Source organism: Neisseria meningitidis (assembly GCF_022869645.1).
GTDB classification, from domain to species: domain Bacteria; phylum Pseudomonadota; class Gammaproteobacteria; order Burkholderiales; family Neisseriaceae; genus Neisseria; species Neisseria meningitidis.
The window spans coordinates 1,767,911-1,789,913 of the sequence record NZ_CP064367.1; the positions used below are offsets into that span (position 1 = coordinate 1,767,911).

General features: G+C 53.7%; 18 protein-coding genes, 1 tRNA gene and 3 pseudogenes. 14 read left to right on the top strand and 8 right to left on the bottom strand.

Annotated features, from left to right (window positions below; genetic code table 11):
* Positions 1-39: 39 nt before the first annotated feature.
* From IUJ45_RS08960 to IUJ45_RS08985, 6 genes and pseudogenes are all read right to left on the bottom strand, one after another.
* Entirely contained in the window at positions 40-1,377 is a 1,338-nt protein-coding gene (locus tag IUJ45_RS08960; RefSeq protein WP_002246378.1) for a sodium-dependent transporter, read from the bottom strand.
* A gap of 386 nt (positions 1,378-1,763) precedes the next feature.
* On the bottom strand, positions 1,764-2,828 hold the full coding sequence (locus IUJ45_RS08965) for a glycosyltransferase family 4 protein (protein WP_002246377.1): 1,065 nt from the start codon (positions 2,826-2,828) through the stop codon (positions 1,764-1,766).
* Complete coding sequence (locus IUJ45_RS08970) at positions 2,829-3,587, bottom strand: glycosyltransferase family 2 protein (protein WP_002246376.1); 759 nt, start codon at positions 3,585-3,587, stop codon at positions 2,829-2,831.
* Between the two features lie 74 nt (positions 3,588-3,661).
* Positions 3,662-3,737 (bottom strand) — tRNA-Ile (locus IUJ45_RS08975).
* A 53-nt stretch (positions 3,738-3,790) separates the two neighbouring features.
* On the bottom strand, positions 3,791-4,927 hold the full coding sequence (locus IUJ45_RS08980) for a beta-ketoacyl-ACP synthase (RefSeq protein WP_002246375.1): 1,137 nt from the start codon (positions 4,925-4,927) through the stop codon (positions 3,791-3,793).
* 206 nt (positions 4,928-5,133) lie between these two features.
* Positions 5,134-5,786, bottom strand: a pseudogene (locus tag IUJ45_RS08985) (IS1595 family transposase).
* A gap of 49 nt (positions 5,787-5,835) precedes the next feature.
* Between IUJ45_RS08985 and IUJ45_RS08990 the strand changes: the two are divergent.
* From IUJ45_RS08990 to ubiD, 5 genes and pseudogenes are all read left to right on the top strand, one after another.
* Positions 5,836-6,342: pseudogene (locus IUJ45_RS08990) on the top strand (beta-ketoacyl synthase chain length factor); the annotation flags it as partial.
* A 2-nt stretch (positions 6,343-6,344) separates the two neighbouring features.
* Positions 6,345-6,428 (top strand): annotated as a pseudogene (locus tag IUJ45_RS08995) (acyl carrier protein); the annotation flags it as partial.
* A gap of 280 nt (positions 6,429-6,708) precedes the next feature.
* On the top strand, positions 6,709-7,143 hold the full coding sequence (locus IUJ45_RS09000) for a COG4648 family protein (RefSeq protein WP_002216644.1): 435 nt from the start codon (positions 6,709-6,711) through the stop codon (positions 7,141-7,143).
* A gap of 6 nt (positions 7,144-7,149) precedes the next feature.
* Positions 7,150-7,665 carry a DUF2199 domain-containing protein gene (locus IUJ45_RS09005; protein WP_002246373.1) on the top strand — a complete coding sequence of 172 codons (516 nt, stop codon included), beginning with the start codon at positions 7,150-7,152 and terminating at the stop codon, positions 7,663-7,665.
* Between the two features lie 19 nt (positions 7,666-7,684).
* Positions 7,685-9,163, top strand: a complete 1,479-nt coding sequence (gene ubiD / locus IUJ45_RS09010; protein WP_197901987.1) for a 4-hydroxy-3-polyprenylbenzoate decarboxylase — start codon at positions 7,685-7,687, stop codon at positions 9,161-9,163.
* Between the two features lie 63 nt (positions 9,164-9,226).
* On the opposite strand, the gene IUJ45_RS09015 is transcribed toward ubiD, so the two are convergent.
* Positions 9,227-11,341, bottom strand: a complete 2,115-nt coding sequence (locus IUJ45_RS09015) for an AsmA family protein (protein ID WP_002247047.1) — start codon at positions 11,339-11,341, stop codon at positions 9,227-9,229.
* A 90-nt stretch (positions 11,342-11,431) separates the two neighbouring features.
* Between IUJ45_RS09015 and IUJ45_RS09020 the strand changes: the two genes are divergently transcribed.
* The 8 genes from IUJ45_RS09020 (at position 11,432) to IUJ45_RS09055 (ending at position 19,906) form a co-directional block, all read left to right on the top strand.
* Positions 11,432-12,325, top strand: coding sequence for a chorismate mutase (locus tag IUJ45_RS09020; RefSeq protein ID WP_002212629.1), 894 nt, complete (start codon positions 11,432-11,434; stop codon positions 12,323-12,325).
* 139 nt (positions 12,326-12,464) lie between these two features.
* On the top strand, positions 12,465-13,316 hold the full coding sequence (folP, locus tag IUJ45_RS09025) for a dihydropteroate synthase (RefSeq protein ID WP_002247042.1): 852 nt from the start codon (positions 12,465-12,467) through the stop codon (positions 13,314-13,316).
* A 129-nt stretch (positions 13,317-13,445) separates the two neighbouring features.
* Positions 13,446-14,780, top strand: coding sequence for a phosphoglucosamine mutase (gene glmM, locus IUJ45_RS09030; protein WP_002247038.1), 1,335 nt, complete (start codon positions 13,446-13,448; stop codon positions 14,778-14,780).
* A 189-nt stretch (positions 14,781-14,969) separates the two neighbouring features.
* Positions 14,970-15,653 carry a DedA family protein gene (locus tag IUJ45_RS09035; RefSeq protein ID WP_002220448.1) on the top strand — a complete coding sequence of 228 codons (684 nt, stop codon included), beginning with the start codon at positions 14,970-14,972 and terminating at the stop codon, positions 15,651-15,653.
* 66 nt (positions 15,654-15,719) lie between these two features.
* Positions 15,720-16,709: an asparaginase gene (locus IUJ45_RS09040; protein ID WP_002232934.1), complete on the top strand. Its 990-nt coding sequence runs from the start codon at positions 15,720-15,722 to the stop codon at positions 16,707-16,709.
* 114 nt (positions 16,710-16,823) lie between these two features.
* A complete protein-coding gene (locus IUJ45_RS09045) occupies positions 16,824-17,603 on the top strand; it encodes a TatD family hydrolase (protein ID WP_002246368.1) in 780 nt (259 codons plus the stop codon).
* A gap of 103 nt (positions 17,604-17,706) precedes the next feature.
* Positions 17,707-18,783 (top strand): peptide chain release factor 1, encoded by a 1,077-nt coding sequence (gene prfA / locus IUJ45_RS09050; protein WP_002246367.1) that lies wholly within the window; start codon positions 17,707-17,709, stop codon positions 18,781-18,783.
* A gap of 124 nt (positions 18,784-18,907) precedes the next feature.
* Positions 18,908-19,906, top strand: coding sequence for a 2-hydroxyacid dehydrogenase (locus IUJ45_RS09055; protein WP_002246366.1), 999 nt, complete (start codon positions 18,908-18,910; stop codon positions 19,904-19,906).
* A 72-nt stretch (positions 19,907-19,978) separates the two neighbouring features.
* On the opposite strand, the gene serS is transcribed toward IUJ45_RS09055, so the two are convergent.
* Positions 19,979-21,274 (bottom strand): serine--tRNA ligase, encoded by a 1,296-nt coding sequence (gene serS / locus IUJ45_RS09060; RefSeq protein ID WP_002246365.1) that lies wholly within the window; start codon positions 21,272-21,274, stop codon positions 19,979-19,981.
* 164 nt (positions 21,275-21,438) lie between these two features.
* Here serS and IUJ45_RS09065 point away from each other — a divergent pair, with 164 nt between their 5' ends.
* Positions 21,439-21,963, top strand: coding sequence for an RNA pyrophosphohydrolase (locus tag IUJ45_RS09065; protein ID WP_002246364.1), 525 nt, complete (start codon positions 21,439-21,441; stop codon positions 21,961-21,963).
* Positions 21,964-22,003: the final 40 nt, after the last annotated feature.

A 22,003-nucleotide genomic window follows, 5' to 3' on the forward strand; every position in this document is an offset into this window, starting at 1 on the left:
AAAGGTTTTCAGACGGCATTTTTGCTGTTTGGATGGCTTTTAAAGGATGTCCAAAGAATTGATGAAAACAATAATAATGGCAATCGGGGCAAGGTAGCGCAAGGTATTCAGCCACAGCAGCAGCACTGCCCGTGGTACGGTGCTGCCCGCGCCGGCATCTTTTAACACAGACTGCTTGTCCTGAATCCAGGCGGTAAATACGGCAACGCTCAATGCGCCGACAGGCATAATGACGGCGGAAATAACATAGTCCCACAAATCAAAAATGGTTTTGCCGAAAACCTTAAACTCACCCCATACGCCGAAAGACAGCGCGGATGGGATGCCGACAATGAAAATGGCCGTGCCGATAAGCCAAGTGTGTTTTTTGCGTTTGCGCTCGTCTTGGCGGATGGTTGCGGCGATGACCGTTTCCAACATCGAAAATGCCGAAGTCAGCGTGGCGAAAACGACCAGCAGCATAAATACCGCAAACAAAACCGTACCGAACGGCATTTTCATAAACACCGCCGGCAATACGATAAAAATCAATCCCGGCCCCTGGCTCGGTTCAAAACCGAAGGCGAACACCGCCGGAAAAATCACCAAACCTGCCAACAGCGAAACCAAGAGGTTCATCCACATAATCGTATGCCCCGAGCGGAACATATCCTGATCTTTTCCCAAATACGAAGCATAGGTAATCATAGCGGAAACGCCGATGCTCAAGGCAAAAAACGCCTGGCCTAAAGCCGTAATCATCGTATCGGCTTTAAAGTACGACCAATTCGGTTTGAGCAGGAAAGACACGCCCTCCATTGCACCCGGCAGCGTCAGCGAACGGATTGCCAGCGCAATAAAGAGGATAAACAGCCCCGGCATCAGATAACGGTTTGCCTTTTCAATGCCGTCTGAAATCCCACCTTTGACCACCCAAACCGTAATCAGCATAAACAGAGCCTGATAGGACAGCGAACCTGCCGGATTGGAAATCGTCGCGCCGAACAAGGCTTCAAAGTCCGCGCCGGTATGAACCGCCCCCGTAAAACTGTGGACGACATAATTCAATACCCATCCGCCGACCACGCTGTAAAACGACAGCAAAATAAAGCAGGCGGCAACGCCCATACGCCCGACCCAAAGCCATTGCGTGCCCGGACGCAGAACCCTGAAGGAATCGACGGCATTTTTACCGCCCGTGCGCCCGATATAAAACTCGGCAAGCTGGACGGGCAGGGCGACCAAGATAGTAAATATCAAAAACAGCAGGAAAAACACCGCGCCGCCGTTGGTGCCTGCCGTATAAGGGAATTTCCAAATCGCGCCCAAACCGATGGCCGAACCTGCCGCAGCAAGGACGAAACCGATTTTGGACGACCAAGAAGTATGGTTACTCATAAAATTTATTAAGAAATGTGAAAGTAGTATAGTGGATTAACAAAAATCAGGACAAGGCGACGAAGCCGCAGACAGTACAGATAGTACGGAACCGATTCACTTGGTGCTTGAGCACCTTAGAGAATCGTTCTCTTTGAGCTAAGGCGAGGCAACGCTGTACTGGTTTTTGTTAGTCTACTATACATTGTAACAAAGCACTTGATGCGGCAGCACAAGCCGGGGAAGACGCTGCAAAACTTTGCCAATAGGCTGCGTAATATCGGGGGATATTGGGATTTTCTTATTTTTAAGGATGGATTCGGGGTGTTTCTTTCCAATGAACGAATATAATTTGGCGGTTTGTTGCATCAAAGGCTTTCAGACGGCATATGCCGTCTGAAAGCAGTTTATATTGCATCCAATAATTTGTCGGCGGTATGGTTGATGGTAAAACGGTTGGCGACGCATTGATGTCCTGCCGTTGCCAGTGCGTTTTTCGTTTCAGGGTTTAAGACGAGGCGTTCGATTTCGTCCGCCAAAGATTCAGGTGTCAGCCTATCCAGCAGAATCCCCGATTGATGATGTTCGATAATTTCCTTTTGCGCGCCCAAAGTATTGGAAATCACCGCCGTTCGGCAGTACATCGCCTCGCATAATGACAAACCGAATGCCTCCGGGACGAGGCTGGGCAAAACCACGACATCGCTTTGGCGGTAAAACGAAGCAAGTTTTTCGGTAAACCCTTCAAAAGAAACAAATGGTTCTGCTCCCGAAGCAGATACGTCCCGCTTCAGGCGACACATATAATCCGGATGTCCGTCCCCTGCCAATTTGAGCCTGATTTGAGGATATTTCCGATGCAGTATCACACAGGCTTCAATCAGGTTTTCCAATCCTTTTTCCGGACTGATCCTGCCGGCGTAGGCGACGGTAAAAAAACGGCTGTCGGGTTTTTCTTGAGAGGGAGGGAAACGGCCGGTATCGATACCGTTATGAACAATCCGGTATTTTTCTTTAAAGGGATTGTCGGCGGTTTGCACATCGTAAACCAGACGGGAAACGCAAATAAAGCGGTCGGTGTTTTTCTGTATCAGGCGGTGATAAAAATCAGTTTTGTTGGCGACAACATTATGTTTGACAAATATCAGGCGCACCCCGGTCAGTTTTTTCAAAAGTATGGATAAGGCGGCAATTTTGCCGGTGTGTATCATCAGGTGGGAAATGCGGTTTTTCCGGATAAAGCGGGTAAGTGCGTAGAGCGAAAACAGCCCGTTGAGCGTGTGAAGGCGTGTCGTGAAAACGGAAGAAACTTCGGAAAATCGCCTGTGCATCAATTCATTATTTTTATTGACGGCGGTAAACATTGTGCAGTCCCGAAGCCCCAATGCTTTTGAAACATCATAGACATATTGTTCGCCTCCACCCCAAATCTTGGCCGATACGATATTTAATATCCTGAATTCTTTTTCCATTTAAAATTTTCCGCCGGATTTGTACAGATAATATAGTTTGACATATTTAATCATCGTGTAATAGCTGTGGTTGACGGACATAATCCAACCCATTTTTCCATCAAGAAACCCTTTGTTCAGGATATAAATTTTGAAAAACCCCCAAATCGGGCGGAGGATAATGTCCCTAACGAAACGCACGGGCTTTCCCTGCTCTCGGTATTTTTCGGCTGAAATGGAAGTATATTTGTTGAACTTGTTGAAATATTGTTCCCAGTTGTCGTACGTGTAATGGTACATAAAATGCTTCAGACGGCGTTTGGGGTAGGGGGTTTGTACGGTTTCGTGTACTTTGCCTTGCACCGAACTGTCTTTTTTCGGCATCAGACGGCATACGCTGTCGGGACGCATCGCGCCGTGTGTGGCGGGATGGTTGGGGAAAAGGTTGCGGCGTTCGACAAAATAGGCGGCATAATCGCCGGTTTGGACAATTTTTGAGATTTCATCAGATAGTTCCGGCGTGCAGCGTTCGTCTGCATCAATCAGGAAAACCCATTCTCCGCCTGCCTGTTCGATGGCAAATGTTTTTTGCGCTCCGAAATCCCCGTTCAAATGCCGTCTGAAGACTTTTGCACCCAAACTCTCGGCAATTTCGGCAGTATTGTCGGTGCTGTGGTCGTCAATAACGATAACTTCTTTATCGAAACGGCAACTTTCAATACATTCCCGAATGTGGTTTGCTTCATTTCTAGCAACAATCAATACGCTGACTTTTTTCATTATCAAGGTTTCTCAAAGCATTTTGGTTTCACAGGGCGGCAAAAAAGCCCAAACATACGTCCGGGCTTGGGAATTGGTGGGTCCGGTGGGGCTCGAACCCACGACCAAGGGATTATGAGTCCCCTGCTCTAACCCCTGAGCTACAGACCCATCAAGAGTAGGCGCGTATTGTATAGCATAGCGGTGGGATTGACAAACTTATTTCATCCGATGAGTAAAACGCAGTTGCTTCCTCCGAAGGCAAACGACGAGCTGGCGGCAATGCGTTTTTCGGTTTCCCAGCGGCTGCCGCTGCCGGTCAGGTTGATGGCGGGAAGGTCGGGATCGTTCTGCCCGTCCCAAAGCTGGGGCGGAAGTTTCCCTTCGGGATTGCTTTTCCGGTCAGCAATGCCCCACGCGAACGCGGCTTCGATTGCGCCCGCCGCGCCCAGCGTGTGTCCGGTTTGCGGCTTGGTGGACGTGCAGGGCGTATTGTTGCCGAAAACCGCTGCAACGGCGCGGCTTTCCATACTGTCGTTGTGGTGCGTCCCGGTGCCGTGCAGATTAATCCAGCCGATGTCTTCGGGCGCAAGGTCTGCGTGTTGCAATGCCGTCTGAAAGGCAAGGATTGCGCCTTGCGCGTCGGGGCGGGGCGTGGAAATATGGTAGGCATCGCTGTTGGCTCCGTAGCCGACGAGTTCGGCGTAAATTATCGCACCGCGCCGTTTGGCGTGTTCCAATTCTTCCAGCACGAAAATCCCCGCGCCTTCGCCGATGACCAGCCCGTCGCGGTTCGCGTCGTATGGGCGCGGGGTTTTTTCCGGTTCGCCGTTGCGGCGGCTGGCGGCATAAAGCGAGTCGAAAACATACACTTCGGACGGGAAAAATTCTTCGCCTCCGCCCGCCAGCATCATATCGGTCAGACCGTATTTGATGGCTTCGTAGGCATAACCTATGCCTTGGCTGCCGGACGAACACGCGCTCGATGTCGGGATGATGCGTCCTTTCAGTCCGAAAAAGATGCCGATATTGGCGGCGGCGGTGTGCGGCATCATACGCACATAGGTGTTGGCACTGAAGTTGCGCGACATGCCGGTCAGCAACAATTCGCCCACATCGCCGATGTCTTTGGTGCTGCCGCTGGAAGAGCCGCAGGCAACGCCCATCCGTCCGTCGGTAATACTTTCGTCTCCGAGCAAACCGGCATCCGTCAAAGCCTGCTCCGCCGCATCGACGCACAAATACGACACGCGCCCCATACTTCTGAGCTGCTTGCGCGTCCAATGTTTCGGTGGCGCGTAATTTTCAATCGGCGCACCCAGTTGCGCTTCCAATTCGGGGAAACGCTCGTGCCAATCCATATATTTGACGGCGTTTTTTTCGGCTTTGAATGCTGCCTGTATATAGTGGATTAACAAAAATCAGGACAAGGCGACGAAGCCGCAGACAGTACAAATAGTACGGAACCGATTCACTTGGTGCTTGAGCACCTTAGAGAATCGTTCTCTTTGAACTAAGGCGAGCCAACGCCGTACTGGTTTTTGTTAGAGGCTGTACTAGATTAGCCCTAAATTCCACACCAATCCCGCAGGATTTTAAGCTGTTGAGACGGTGTGCCGAAGTTAAATCGAAATTCGCATTCTTTCAAGAACAGCGGGAAAAATTTACGATCGATTCCGTTGTATTTTCGCAAGACGCGTTTTGCCTGATTCCAAAAATTCTCAATGCCGTTAATGTGGTTCTGACGGTCTGCAAACTCCTTGGAATGGTTGATGCGGTAATGGATAAAACCGCTCACGTCCAACTTGTCGCAGCTGCTCAGACTATCGGTATAAACAATGCTGTCCGGCATGATTTTCTTCTTGATGACAGGGAGTAACGTTTCAGACTTGGCATTATCCACCACAACGGTATAGACCCGTCCGTTGCGTTTCAGAATGCCGAAGACAACCACTTTTCCTGCCGCACCGCGACCACGTCTGCCTTTACGCCGTCCGCCGAAATCGCTTTCGTCCGGCTCGACAGAGCCCTCAAAAACCTCATCGGCAGCCAAGGCCAAATGATGGTTGATAACCGTGCGGATTTTACGGTAGAACAGTGCTGCCGAATTGGGATGGATACCCAAAATATCGGCGGCAGAACGGGCGGTAACTTCCAGCACAAAAAACGGAGCAGTTCTTTCTGTACTTTTTTCTTTAATTTGCAGTGTGTTATCTTCATATTTCGAGGGTAACATATCTGCTAATCTAGTACAGCCCCTAAAATTTAATCCACTATAGTTTATGCCTCGCACGACGGGGAAATGGCGCGCAGTTTCGATTTGTGGTTGGAACTGTTGAAATCGCAAATCGTGTCGCCGACTTCGTTCGGTTTGTCGGTGCACAATGCAACGGCGGGGTAATGGTCGATATTGAGGCGGGATATGAGCGAGCAGACGGCATTGGCCGTGTGTGCCGACGGTGTGGAAACGGCATTGGCGGAAGCGGCATCACTGTTGGAAGAGGGATGCGGGTCGGTTTTGGTTTTGGCGGCGGACGATCCGCTGCCGGAAGGATATGTCGTATCGGCAACGCGCGCGCCGTTTGCTTATGCTTTGGCGATGGTTCTGACCAAAGGGACGCGTTACAGCCTGACTTTATCTGCTTCGGACGATATGCCGTCTGAAGCCGGTATGCTGCCCGAGGCCTATTGGAGCGGTTTGGAATGGGTGCGCTTTCTGCTGAACGGCAGTCGGGAATGCCGCCGGGTATATCGCAATCGTGAATGGTTGTGGCAGCCCGCAAGCTGCAGGCTGAAGATTTCCGCAATGTCCGCACCGTCAACGACGTGGTACAGGCGGTATTGAAGATTCAGGCGGGCTAATCGGGTATTTCTAATTATTTTTCAGACGGCATGTTTTTATCGGATGCCGTCTGAAAACATTTGTGCGGATTCAAAATGAAACCCGGTTTTTTCGGACATATTTTTCTGACCGTATTAAGCATTGCCTATCCCGCTTTGTGGTATAGTGGATTAACAAAAATCAGGACAAGGCGACGAAGCCGCAGATAGTACGGCAAGGCGAGGCAACGCTGTACTGGTTTTTGTTAATCCACTATATTACGGCAGGGAGGCGGGCTGGTTTGTCTGGCTGGCGGCGGCGATGTGCGGGTTGTGGCTGCTGCGCGCCCTGACTGCCAAACTGCCCCAACAGCGTTATGCGGCTTTGTTTATTACACTGTTTTTTGCCGCAGTATTGGTGTTCGGGCGGCATGATTCGATGTATTGGTATCCCGTCCTCGTCAATCTGATGATGTTGGCGGTGTTCGGCGGCAGCCTGTTTGCCGGGCAGACGGTCATAGAAAGGCTCGCGCGGCTGCAACAGCCCGACCTGCCTGAAAAAGCTGTGCGCTATACCCGCCGGGTAACGCAGGTTTGGTGCGTATTCTTTATTGCCAACGGGACGCTTGCCGCTTTGTTGGCACGGTTGGGGCGATATGATTGGTGGGCGGTTTATACCGGCGTGATTGCCTATGTATTGATGGGGATGCCGTTTGCCGGCGAATGGCTTTACCGCAAACTCGTTTTGAAAGTCTGAAACCTTATGTACACTTGCACTTCCTGCGGCGAAAAACATGAAGATATGCCCGCAATCGGCTTTACCGCCCCCTATCCCTATAATCAACTCAGTGAAGAAGAACGCATTGCTTACCAAGCAGAATGCGATTCTGATTTCTGCATCATCCGCTATCCCGACCAAACCGACCGCTTTATCCGCGCGGTGCTGCCGATTCCGATTATCGGGCATGAGGAAACGCTGGAATATGGCGTGTGGGTATCCGTCAGCGAAAAGAGTTTTAACGACTATCAAAGCCGCTTTTACGACAACCCTGAAAACGCCGTTTATTTCGGCATGATCTGCAACCGGCTGCCCCCTTACGAATCCGACACCTTCGGTCTGCACTGCAATGTCGTTACCCAACCCGATGGTCAACGTCCTTTGTTGCAACTCCATCAAGGCGGCGAACATCCGCTGGTACGCGACTTTTATCACGGCATAGAATATGCCGAAGCGCAGGCAAGGATAGGGGCGGTATCCAAATCGGATTGTTCAGGATAAAAGGACAAAAAGGATCAACATGAAATATAAAGACCTGCGCGACTTCATCGCCATGCTCGAGCAGCAGGGCAAACTCAAGCGCGTCGCACACCCCGTTTCCCCGCATTTGGAAATGACCGAAATCGCCGACCGCGTGCTGCGTGCCGAAGGGCTGGCGTTGCTGTTTGAAAACCCGATTAAGCCCGACGGTACGCGCTATGATTATCCCGTGTTGGCAAACCTGTTCGGCACGCCCGAACGTGTGGCGATGGGCATGGGCGCGGACAGCGTGTCCAAGCTGCGCGAAATCGGGCAGACGCTGGCGTATTTGAAAGAACCCGAACCGCCCAAAGGCATCAAAGACGCGTTTTCCAAACTGCCGCTCTTGAAAGACATTTGGAGCATGGCGCCGAACGTGGTGAAAAACGCGCCGTGTCAGGAAATCGTGTGGGAAGGCGAAGACGTTGATTTGTATCAACTTCCGATTCAGCATTGCTGGCCGGAAGACGTTGCGCCGCTGGTAACGTGGGGCTTGACCGTCACGCGCGGGCCGCACAAAAAACGCCAAAATCTCGGCATTTACCGCCAACAACTCATCGGCAAAAACAAGCTGATTATGCGTTGGCTGTCGCATCGCGGCGGCGCGTTGGATTATCAGGAGTTTCGCAAACTCAATCCCGATACGCCGTATCCCGTCGCCGTCGTACTCGGCTGCGACCCCGCCACCATTTTGGGCGCGGTAACGCCTGTTCCCGATACCTTGAGCGAATACCAGTTTGCCGGACTGCTGCGCGGTTCGCGGACGGAGCTGGTGAAATGTATCGGCAACGATTTGCAAGTGCCTGCCCGCGCAGAAATCGTGTTGGAAGGCGTCATCCATCCGAACGAAACCGCGTTGGAAGGCCCGTACGGCGACCACACCGGCTATTACAACGAGCAGGATTATTTCCCTGTGTTTACGGTCGAACGCATCACCATGCGCGAAAACCCGATTTACCATTCCACCTACACGGGCAAGCCGCCCGATGAGCCTGCCGTTTTGGGTGTGGCATTGAACGAAGTGTTCGTACCGCTTTTGCAAAAGCAGTTCCCCGAAATCACCGATTTCTACCTGCCGCCCGAAGGCTGTTCCTACCGCATGGCGGTGATCGGCATGAAAAAACAGTACGCCGGACACGCCAAGCGCGTGATGATGGGCTGCTGGTCGTTCCTGCGCCAGTTTATGTACACCAAATTCATCATCGTGGTGGATGACGATGTGGACGTGCGCGACTGGAAAGAAGTCATCTGGGCAGTAACCACGCGCATGGACCCTGTGCGCGACACTGTTTTGGTAGAAAACACGCCCATCGACTATCTCGACTTCGCCAGCCCCGTCAGCGGACTCGGCGGCAAAATGGGTTTGGACGCGACCAACAAATGGCTGGGCGAAACCGACCGCGAATGGGGGAGCGTCATCAAAAAAGACCCTGCGGTTACGGCTAAGATTGATGGGATTTGGGAGGAATTGGGGTTGTAGGTTTTACGGTCTGCCGTCTGAAGCGTGGGGGCGTTTCAGACGGCATTTGTGTACGCAGGATGTTTACGGTTCTTTAGGTTTGAGCCACTGCCATTGTTCCAGCAGGGTGTCTTCGAGGATTTTCTGTTTCTCTTTGCGCGAATTGATGCCGCCGGTCAGCCTGCCGTAATCGACGGTAATGGACGGTTTGTCCACCGTACCGGTGATTTTCAGGGGAATCGGTTTGTTTTTCGGATGGACGGCGTTGCGGATAAGGACATCTTCAGACAATTCCTGCGTATCCAGATTGGTATAGCCGTTGCTGGTAACATAGAGGCTGTCGGAGAAGAGTTCGGTATCGATGTGGCGGCTGATGCCGTCTGAAATTTCGCTGTTGAGCGTGAATCGGTGGAAGGGTGTGCTGGGTGCGGCATTGTCGGCAGTTTTGCCCGAAATGCCGTTTTTCAGGATATTGTCCATGTCGATACCGTGCCACGCACCGTTGGAAATATTTAGCGACAGGCTGCCTTGAAGCGAGCGGATAAGCTCTTTTCGGGTTTCGCCGCCCGCGGTCAGATCGATGACCGCGTCGCCGTTGCCGCTGAAGCTGTGGAAGCCGAACAGGTCTTGCAGCAGCGGTTGGATTTGGATGTTGCTTGCATTCTGTTGCAGGCGGTAAGTGGCGGGACGGGTGTTGGCGATGCTGATGCCGCCTTCGGTATGGCCGCCGTAAAGCCCTGACTTGAAACGGCTGAGCGCGATATGGTCTTTGTCGGCGTGGAGGTAGGTTTCCATATCGTCCAGTTGCAGGCCGGGAAGTTGGACTTTTCCGATTTTCAGGTGCGCCTCGATGTCGCCGGACAGCTTGGCGAGGGTGTCGGGAAATATTTTGCCGTTTTGTTGCCGCACGTCGTCAAGATAGGGGGTCAGGTTCAATTTTTGCAGTGCGACGGCGGCTTCCAGATGCGGTGCGTCTTCATGTGTGTATCTGAATTTCGCGGCAACGGTTTGGCGGTCGAATGTGCCGTTTAATTCGGCATTCCAATTTTGCAGATTCGGTACGGACAGCGAACCGTCGAGCCGGCTGATGAAACGGGGTTGCGGCAGGCGGTTGACGGTATCCTGAAGGGTCGATACATACAGGCGCGGCGCGTCCAGCCCTTTGTTTTCCGTCCATACGAGCGGCGAATTGAGGGAGAAGTTGGTCTGGTGGCGCGGTGTTTTGAAGCTGCCGGAGATTTCGGCGTTGCCGATGTTGGCGATGCCGGAGTGCAGGTTGGCTTTGTCGAGTTTGAACGAACCGTCCCATTGGGCATATTCGCCGCCGGCGGTAAATGCGCCGTTGACGGTTTCAATTTTAATGCTGTTGTTCCTGAGTGCCAGCGTAGGGATTTGGGCGGTCAGGTGGAGGTTGCGGAAGGAAGTGTCTGCACGCAGGCCGAGGCCGGCGGCATCCGCTCCGCCGGCGTTGAAGCGGACAGAAGGGCTGCCGGTGGTGGAAATGGTAATGCCGTGTCCGTCCAGCGAAGTGGAAGCTTCAAAATGGAACGGTGAGATTTCGGGCGTGCCGATGCCGTTTGAAAGGAACAGCCCCCTGCTTTTCCACGGGACGGACAGCTTTCCCCAAACCAGTATGCCCGAACTTTCAAACGGCTGCCCCGACGAATCGGGGGATTGCAGGTTGAGGTTGATTTCCTTCAGGATAAGCTGTTCCTGCAGGAAATTGAGGCGGACGGTGCTGTTTTCGACGATAATGCGGTTGACTGAGGCTTGGCGTTTTTGGCTGTCGATCAGGTCTTGAATGTTCCAAACACCTTTCCCGTCGCGCGTCAGGGCAAGTTCCGCACTCGAAACCACCCATTTTTCAATCTGTATCTGATCCGACCACAGGTTTTTCCAGCTCAATCCGATTTTGGTTTCTTGGACGGAAACGGCAGTCCGGTCGCCGCCGGGTTCGGTAATGGTCAGGTTTTTCAGGATGACGGTCGGCCGGGGCAGGAGCCTGCGCTGAATGTCCGCATCAAACGAGATTTTCCGGTGTGTGTGTGCAATGCTTTGTTGGAGGCGGCTGCGGATGTTTTCAGGCGTGAAGGTGCGATATACGGAAGCGTGCAGCCCGACTGCCGCCAAAAGCAGTATCGTCAGCACGGCCACCGCATATTTCAGACGGTATTTGTGGAAAACCGATAATAAATCCATAGCCCGAACAATCTGTAAAACACGCCACAGTATAACACGGCTTGCAAAAATCCTATTTTGGGCAGGCCGTTTCTTGTGTCAGGAGGAAATATGATTATTGTCATGAGCAGGCGTGCCGCCGAAGCGGACATTGCCGGCGTTGTCGCCTTTATCCGCAGCAGAGGTCTGCGAGAACACATTTCTCACGGCGACGAGCGTACCGTCATCGGCGCAATCGGCGACGATAGGGTTTTGAGCGTCAGGGAGGTGCAGACGCTGCCGGAGGTCGAGAAAGCCGTCCGCATTTTGGATACATGGAAAACCGTCAGTCGGGAAAATCGGGCGGAAGACAGCCGCGTTGCCGCCAAAGGCGTGGCTTTCGGCGGCGGGGAAACCGTCTGTATCGCCGCAGAACCGTCAGTATGGCGCAATGCGGATGCAGTGTTTCTAGATCCGTTTTTCACTTCGGCAAACTTATACGACACTTCAAGTGCGGATGAAGGGCGGGGACGGTGCAGACGGTTGGCGGAACAGACCGCATCGGCGCATGGCGCAGGGAAACCCGTATTGGTGCGCGTCCGCAACGTCCGCCATGTCGAAGCGGCTTTGAATGCGGGGGCGGACATCCTGTATTTGGGCGGCGGGCTGATGTCCGATCTTGCCGTATTGAATGAAGCCGGAAGCCTGAACATTCCCTTGGTGCTGTGTAAAGACAAGCACCATTCTGCCGAAGATTGGTTGAATGCCGCAGAATATGTTGTCTCGCGCGGCAACCGCCACCTGATTCTGGGCGAGTCGGGCGTGTTGAGCCATACCAAAGACCATCCCTACCGTTTGGATGTCGAATCCATCGTGAAAGTCCGCCAAATCAGCCATCTGCCCGTGATTGCGAATATTACGGGATTATGGAACCGCGATATGCCGCAGGAAATCCTGTACGGCTTGGCAAAGGCGGCAGGCGCGTGCGGAATCGTCGGAACCTGTTTTGAAAAGTCGGGCGGATAGCAGGCATACCGGCAGATTCAAAGGCGGAGCAGACATTCGGACAACATGCCGTCTGCCGCCCGAATAGCGGTGTCGTCTGAAGCGCACAAGACGGTTTCAGACGGCATATAATCTGTTTTTTATTTTGGGAGGAGTTCAGATGGCACGACACGTTTGGCAGGCAGGACGGTTTGAAATCGGTTTGGACAAACCGAAAATCATGGGTATCGTGAATCTCACGCCCGATTCTTTTTCCGACGGCGGCGCGTATTCGCAAAACGCCCAAACCGCTTTGGCGCATGCCGAACGGCTTTTGAAAGAGGGTGCGGACATTCTCGACATCGGCGGCGAATCGACGCGGCCGGGTGCGGATTATGTTTCGTCCGAAGAAGAATGGGCGCGGGTTGAGCCTGTATTGGTAGAAGTCGCGGGATGGGGCGTTCCCGTCAGTTTGGACACGCGCCGCACGGTGGTTATGGAAAAAGCGTTGGCACTCGGCGGCATCGATATTATTAACGATGTGGCGGCGTTGACCGACGAAGGCGCGCTCGAATTGCTGGCGTGTCAGGCGGATACGGGCATTTGCCTGATGCACATGCGGGGCTTGCCTGAGAATATGCAGATTAATCCGAAATATCAGGATGTTGTCGGTGAAGTGGCGCGGTATTTGAAAGCGCGGGCGGCGGAATGCATCGCGGCAGGCATCGCCCCGCAACGCATTACACTCGACCCCGGTTTCGGCTTCGGCAAAACCTTGCAACACAATATCGCACTGATGAGGCATTTGCCCGAATTGATGGCGGAAACAGGCTTTCCGCTGCTGATCGGCGTATCGCGCAAACGCATGGTAGGCGAACTGACGGGCGAAACCGACGCGGCGGCGCGCGTACACGGCAGCGTGGCGGCGGCGCTGGCTTCCGTGGCGCGCGGCGCACAAATCGTGCGGGTGCATGATGTGAAGGCGACGGCGGATGCTTTGAAGGTGTGGGAAGCGTTGGGCATCAATCTGTAAACAGCGGTTCGCATACTTCATGCCGTCTGAAAAGGGCGGGGTGGTTTCAGACGGCATCAACGGTGCAGACAGCAAGGCACAAACTGACTGTATAATCTCGGACAACGGTCCACATTCTCGGAGCAACACATGGCAAAAAAATATTTCGGCACGGACGGCGTGCGCGGCGAAGTGGGGCAATTTCCGATTACGCCCGATTTCGTATTGAAACTCGGCTATGCGGCGGGGCAGGTTTTGGTGCAGCACGACACCGACCAGAAACCGACCGTCCTCATCGGCAAAGACACGCGCATTTCCGGCTATATGCTGGAAGCCGCTTTGGTGGCCGGTTTTACGGCGGCGGGTGTGAATGTGGTACAGACCGGACCGCTGCCCACGCCCGGCGTGGCTTATCTGACCCGCGCGTTGCGCCTGTCCGCCGGCGTGATGATTTCCGCGTCGCACAACGCCTATTCCGACAACGGCATCAAATTCTTTGCCGAGGGCGGCGTGAAACTGAGCGATGAAATCGAGTTGGAAATCGAAGCCAAAATCGACGAAGAAATGAAAACCCAGCCTTCTGCACGCCTCGGTCGCGCACGCCGCATCAGTGGTGCGGACGACCGCTATATCGAATTTTGCAAATCTACCTTTCCCAGCCATTCCGACCTTCGGGGTTTGAAGTTGGTTATCGATACTGCCAACGGCGCGGGGTACGGTGTCGCACCCAAGGTGTTTCACGAACTGGGCGCACAAGTCGTCAGCATCGGCGACGAACCCAACGGCTACAATATCAATGAAAAATGCGGTGCGACTTATACCAAGACACTCCAGGCAGCCGTTTTACAGCATGAAGCCGACTACGGTATCGCCTTAGACGGCGACGGAGACCGCCTGATGATGGTCGATAAAAACGGTAAGGTTTACGACGGCGACAGCCTGATTTACGTCATTGCTAAAGCCCGCGCCCGAGAAGGTATCAACATCGGCGGCGTGGTCGGCACGGTCATGACCAATATGGCGATGGAAATCGCCCTGAAAGAGCAGGGCGTGGATTTCTGCCGCGCCAAAGTCGGCGACCGCTATGTGTTGGAACAGCTGAACCAACGCAGCTGGCTCATCGGCGGCGAAGCCAGCGGCCATATTTTGTGCATGGACAAACACAACACCGGCGACGGCATTATTTCCGCGCTGCAAGTTTTGGCGGCACTGCAAACGCTGAACCAAGACCTCGCCACCGTTTGCGCCGATTGGCAGCCGTATCCGCAAACTATGATTAACGTGCGCATCCAAAAAGGTCAGAAATGGCAGGAAGCCTCAAAAGACGTGTTGGCGGAAGTGGAAAAAGAACTCGAAGGCAAAGGGCGTGTCGTGTTGCGCGCTTCGGGAACCGAACCCGTCGTGCGAGTGATGGTTGAGGCGCGGCAGGCGGATTGGGCGCGCGACGGTGCGGAACGTATTGCTTCCGCCATCGGCAGCCTTTAGGCAAAATCAGGCAAAACCGTTTCAACAGCGGCGGTTTTCCTGTTTAAATGCCGTCTGAACGTCCGGCAGAGGGCGCGAATCTGCCCCTTGCCGCTTTCAGACGGCATAATCTTTGATAGAATGCCGTTTCGCGCAGAAAATGTTTCGGCTTGTTCTGACTTTTTATCCCCCGACGATGGAATATCCGCTATGTTTGCCCTTTTGGAAGCCTTTTTTGTCGAATACGGCTATGCGGCCGTGTTTTTCGTTTTGGTCATCTGCGGTTTCGGCGTGCCGATTCCCGAGGATTTGACCTTGGTAACAGGCGGCGTGATTTCGGGTATGGGTTATACCAATCCGCATATTATGTTTGCAGTCGGTATGCTCGGCGTATTGGTCGGGGACGGCATCATGTTCGCCGCCGGACGCATCTGGGGGCAGAAAATCCTCAAGTTCAAACCGATTGCGCGCATCATGACGCCGAAACGTTACGCACAGGTTCAGGAAAAATTCGACAAATACGGCAACTGGGTTCTGTTTGTCGCCCGCTTCCTGCCGGGTTTGCGGACTGCCGTTTTCGTTACCGCCGGCATCAGCCGCAAAGTATCGTATCTGCGCTTTCTGATTATGGACGGGCTTGCCGCGCTGATTTCCGTGCCCGTTTGGATTTACTTGGGCGAGTACGGCGCGCACAACATCGATTGGCTGATGGCGAAAATGCACAGCCTGCAATCCGGCATCTTCATCGCATTGGGCGTGCTGGCGGCGGCGCTGGCTTGGTTCTGGTGGCGCAAACGCCGACATTATCAGCTTTACCGCGCACAATTGAGCGAAAAACGCGCCAAACGCAAGGCGGAAAAGGCAGCGAAAAAAGCGGCACAGAAGCAGCAGTAAATCAGATTTTCGACCGTCCGGACGCATTTCGCGTTTCAGGCGGTCTTTGCATTTTCAGGATGAGCCATGAAACAGAAAATTTTTGTCCTTTATACCGGCGGCACCATCGGCATGACGCAAAGCAGCGAAGGCCTGCGCCCCGATACCGCGCTGGTCGGGCAGGCACTCGCGCCGTTTTCAAACGGCATGGATTTCGATTGGCACGTTTGTGGGACGCTGATTGATTCTTCCGCCGTCCAACTGCAAAACTGGTGCGCTTGGCTGGACATCATTGCCGCCGCGCTGCCGCAGTACGACGGCGTTTTGGTGCTGCACGGCACGGACACGCTCGCCTATACCGCCAATCTGTTCGCCCTCGCGCTGCAGGGTTTGGACAAGCCGATCGTCCTGACCGGTTCCCAATGGCCGTACAACGCCGTGGGCAGCGACGCGCCGCGCAATCTGGCGACTGCCGTTGCCGCATTCCCACTCGGATTGAAGCAGACGCTTATTGCCTTTGACGGCAAACTTTATCCCGCCGTCGGCAGCAGCAAAGTCAGCACCGAAACCGCCGCAGGCTTCGACAATCCGCATTTCGGCGCACTGGCGGAGTGGGATGAAACCCGGGGCTGGCACAATGTCCGCATCCCGAATCAGGACGCGGCAGATGTTTCAGACGGCCTCAAAATCCGCTATCCCGATCCTCAGGCAAAAATCGCTGTCCGCACGCTTATCCCCGGCTTTGCCGTCCAAGAACTTGCGGACGGACTCGGACAGCTTCCCGCCCACGCCCTTATCCTGCAAAGTTACGGACACGGCAACACCCCGGCAGACGAAGGCTTTATCCGCGCCGTGCAAGACTTCACGCAGCAAGGCAGGCTGCTGCTCAACATCAGCCAAGTCCGACAAGGCAAAACCGCCGCCGTTTACGCGCAAGGCAATGCGTTCCGCAACTCGGGCATCATCAACGGCGGCAAATGCAACCTCGAAACCGCCACCGCACTCATGACCCTCGCCGTATCGCAAGGCTGGGGTAAGGAAGAGGTGGAAAAAGAGTTGGCAAGACTGAAGTTATAGCGGATTGAAATGGCAATGACGGGGCGTTGACCGCGCCTTATGCGCCGCCCGTACACGGCATCCCTTGCTGCTCTGCCTTATTTTTATGTGAACCTGCCGCATTGCGGAATCGAAATGAACTTCACCGACACCCACTGCCACCTTGCCGATGCCGCCCTGCGCGAAAACCTGCCGCACATCCTGACCGCCGCGCGGAAAGTTGGGGTGAAGCGGTTTATCGTTCCCGCAACCCGACCACAGGATTGGCAGGATGTGGCGGATTTGGCTCAAAGGTCGTCTGAAAATCCGCTTTGGGGCAACATCCATATCGCACTCGGCATCCATCCTTGGTTTTCAGACGACGTTTCCGAACCGGATTTCCGGCATTTGGAACAAGCATTGAAAGCGCGTCCGACGGCATGGGTCGGCGAAATCGGCTTGGATTTTTACGACAAAACCCAAACGCCGCCGCAGCGCGAACGGCAAATCCAAGTTTTCGTCCGCCAGCTTGCCATCGCGCAAACCCTGCGCCGCCGCGTGATTATCCATAATCTCAAAGCCACCGCCGACATCGCCGCCGCCGTCAAACAGACAGGCTTTGCCCAAGGCGGCATCGTTCACGCCTTCTCAGGCAGCGCGGAAGAAGCGCGCGTGTTGGCGAAACTGGGTTTCAAAATCGGCATCGGTTCGTTGTTGCTCAACCCGAACGCCCGCAAAATACGCGAAACCCTCAAAACCCTGAATGACACCGATTTCGTATTGGAAACCGACAGCCCGTTTATGCTGAAAAAAGAGATTAATACGCCTGCCAATATTCCGGGTATTGCAAAGATTGCTGCGGAAATCCGCGGAACCTGTGTAGAAGAGATTGCCAAGGTAACGGAGCGCAATGCCGATGCCCTGTTGGGACGGTAGGTTATCCATCTAAGATTATCTTTTTGAATATTCAGAAAATATATTATAATGACCGCGTTTTGATGCCGTCTGAAATTCAGGCGGCGTTTGTTATGGAAGAATTATGAAGCCGTCTATCTTAGAAAAACTGCAACAACTCGGCGACCGGTTGGAAGAAGTTACCCACCTTTTAGGGCAACCCGAAGCCACGTCTGACATGGACAATTACCGCAAACTTACCCGCGAACACGCTGAATTGACGCCCGTGGTCGAAGTGTTCCAAAACTATCAACTGGCGCAAAGCGACTTGGCAGATGCCGAAGAAATGTTGTCCGACCCCGAAATGAAAGACTTTGCCGCCGAAGAAATCGAAGCGGCCAAAGCCAAAATCGGCGAACTCGATACCGAACTGCAAAAACTGCTGCTGCCCAAAGATGCCGACGACGACAAAAACATCTTTATCGAAGTACGCGCCGGTACCGGTGGCGACGAAGCCGCGTTGTTTGCAGGCGATTTGCTGCGTATGTACAGCCGCTACGCCGAGCGTAACCGCTGGCAGGTCGAAATCGTTTCCGCCAACGAAAGCGAGTTGGGCGGCTATAAAGAAGTTATCGCCCGTATTATCGGCTTAGGCGCGTACAGCCGTTTGAAATTTGAATCGGGCGGACACCGCGTGCAGCGCGTCCCCGCCACCGAAAGCCAAGGCCGCATCCACACCTCCGCCTGCACCGTCGCCGTCATGCCCGAAGCGGACGAACTGGAAGACATCGAACTGAACCCCGCCGACCTGCGCATCGACACCTTCCGCGCATCCGGCGCGGGCGGTCAGCACATCAACAAAACCGACTCCGCCGTCCGCATCACCCACCTGCCCACCGGCATGGTGGTCGAATGCCAAGACGGCCGCAGCCAACATGCCAACAAAGCGCAGGCAATGAAAGTCCTCGCCGCCCGCCTGAACGACGCGCAAAAACGCGAAGCCCAAGCCAAAGAAGCCGCCGAGCGCAAATCCCTCATCGGCAGCGGCGACCGCAGCGAACGCATCCGCACCTACAACTATCCCCAAGGCAGGGTAACAGACCACCGCATCAACCTCACCCTGCACAAGCTGGATTTTGTGATGGACGGCGATTTGGCAGAAATCACCGATGCCCTGATTGCCGAACATCAGGCGGAGCTTTTGGCGGCAATGGGCGATTGAGTTTTGTGTTTTGAAATGGAAATGCCGTGCATGCAATCAATTTTAATCCACCATATTCTACTGATTTGTTTGAATTCAGTGTATTATGCCGTTTCTCAACCATAGACGACAACTGGACATATTGATGAAGATTGCGATTTACGGTACGAAAAGCTATGACCGCGAACATTTTACCCGCGCCAACCGGCATTTCGGCTTCGAGCTGGAGTTTTTTGATTTTATGCTGGATGCGAAAACGGCGAAAATGGCGGAAGGTGCGGAGGCGGTCTGTATTTTTGTGAACGACGACGGCAGCCGGCCCGTGTTGGAAAAATTGGCGCAAATTGGCGTGAAAACTGTGGCGTTGCGTTGTGCCGGCTTCAATAATGTGGATTTAAAGGCGGCTGAAGAGTTGGGCTTGAAAGTCGTGCGCGTGCCTGCCTATTCGCCCGAATCGGTTGCGGAACATACGGTCGGTCTGATGCTGACGTTGAACCGCCGTATCCACAAAGCCTATCAGCGTACCCGCGATGCGAATTTTTCGCTGGAAGGTCTGACCGGTTTCAATATGTACGGCAAAACGGCGGGCGTTATCGGCACGGGGAAAATCGGTATTGCAACCATGCGGATTTTAAAGGGTTTCGGTATGAACCTGCTGGCTCACGATCCGTTTTGCAACCCCGAAGCGGAAAAAATCGGCGGCAGGTATGTGGATTTGGACGAGCTGTATGCCCAGTCGGACATCATCACGCTGCATTGCCCCTCCACGCCGGAAAACCACTATATGCTGAACGAAGCGGCGTTCGACAAAATGAAAGACGGAGTGATGATTATCAACACCAGCCGGGGCGGGCTGATTGACAGTGCCGCCGCGATTGAGGCGTTGAAACGCCGGAAAATCGGCGCATTGGGTATGGACGTGTACGAGAACGAACGCGAATTGTTTTTTGAAGACAAATCCAACGATGTGATTACCGACGACGTGTTCCGCCGCCTGTCGTCTTGTCATAATGTGCTGTTTACCGGCCATCAGGCATTTTTGACGGAAGAGGCGTTGGGTAATATTTCGGAAGTTACGCTGTCCAATATCCGCGAGGTCGGACAGACCGGCGATTGCGGCAATGCGGTTCGTGCCGACGGTTGACGTGTTTTAAGAGTTTAAAGGAAATGCCGTCTGAAACAGGTTTCAGACGGCATTTATGTTCAGGGTTAAGGCTTATTTCACTTCCAACTTGGCAACGCCACCCATATAAGGCTGCAAAGCGGCTGGGATATTGATACTGCCGTCGGCGTTTTGATGGTTTTCCAATACGGCGACCAGCGTTCTGCCGACTGCCAAGCCGGAGCCGTTCAAAGTATGTACCAAGCGGTTTTTGCCGTTTTCGTCTTTGAAACGCGCCTTCATGCGGCGGGCTTGGAAATCTTCGCAGTTGGAACAGCTTGAGATTTCGCGGTAGGTATTTTGCGCCGGTACCCAAACTTCCAAATCATACGTTTTGGTTGCGCCGAAGCCCATGTCGCCGGTACACAGGGTAATCACGCGGTAGGGCAGTTCCAAAGCCTTCAGGATGTTTTCGGCATGGCCGACCATTTCTTCCAGCGTTTCGTATGATTTTTCGGGATGAACGATTTGAACCATTTCCACTTTGTCGAACTGGTGCTGGCGAATCAGACCGCGCGTGTCTTTGCCGTACGAACCCGCCTCGCTGCGGAAACAGGGCGAATGCGCGGTCAGCTTCAGCGGCAGTTGTTCGGACGGGATAATGCTGCCGGCAACGGTATTGGTCAGGGTAACTTCAGCTGTCGGAATCAGATATTGCGTGGTTTTGCTCTCGTCGCCGCCACGGGTAACGTGGAACAAATCTTCTGCAAACTTCGGCAGCTGACCCGTGCCTTGCAAGGTGGTGTCGTCCACGATATAGGGTGTGTAATGCTCGGTGTAGCCGTGTTTCAGCGTGTGCGTATCGAGCATGAATTGCGCCAGCGCGCGGTGCAGGCGGGCGATTTGTCCGCGCATCACGGTAAATCGTGCGCCGGAAAGTTTCGCGCCACCTTCGAAATCCAAACCCAAAGGTTCGCCCAAATCGACATGGTCTTTGATTTCAAAGTCAAATTCGCGTGGCGTGCCGACTTTGCGGACTTCGACGTTTTCGGTTTCATCCTTACCGAAAGGCACGTCCTCATGCGGCAGGTTCGGAATGCTCAACAACCATGCGTCCAATTCTTTTTGAACGGCATCCAAATCGGCGGCAGCCTGTTCCAAATCGGTTTTGATTTGGGCGACTTGATCCATGGCCACCTGCGCCTCTTCATGTTTGCCCTGACCTTTCAGAGCGCCGATTTGTTTGGAAATGCTGTTGCGCGAGGCTTGTAGTTCTTCGGTTTTCACCTGAACGGACTTGCGTCGTTCTTCCAGTGCGTCAAAACGTGCGGTATCAAAGTCATAACCGCGCCGTGCAAGCCGTTCGGCAACGGCGGCGGTGTTGCTGCGGAGCAATTGGATATCTAACATGGTCTGATTCCCGAATAATTTGAAACGTATTATTGTAAACTAAATTTAAGATATTTTCCCGAGTCCGTCTGTGTTTCGACATGCTTGAACCATACCGTCCGATTTGTCAAAACCGTTCGATTTGTGGGAAAATCCCAAGATTGAATTTAACGGAGGGCGACACCGTGTTGGACAGAGAAGGCTATCGCCCCAATGTCGGTATTATCCTAATTAACGAACGTAACGAAGTCTTTTGGGGCAAGCGCGTGCGCGAACATTCTTGGCAGTTTCCGCAAGGCGGCATCAAGCCGGGCGAAAGCCCCGAAACCGCCATGTACCGCGAGTTGTACGAAGAAGTCGGGCTTTTGCCGCAACACGTCAAAATTATCGGCCGCACGCGCGACTGGCTGCGTTATGACGTGCCGAACAACTGGGTACGCCGCGAATGGCGCGGATCCTATCGCGGGCAGAAGCAGATTTGGTATCTCCTGCGCCTGACCGGCCGAGATTGCGATGTCAACCTGCGCGCCACCCGCCACCCCGAATTTGACGGCTGGCGTTGGCATCAATATTGGGCGCCCGTTGACGAAGTGATTGATTTCAAACGCGACGTTTATTTGGGGGCGTTGAAAGAACTCTCTTCCCGCTTCCTGCGCGGTATGGAAAGTTATGAAGACTTTGCCGCCCGCCAATCTTCCGACAACCGCTAAAACAACGGAACGCAACGCTTTCAGGCCGTCTGAAAGCGTT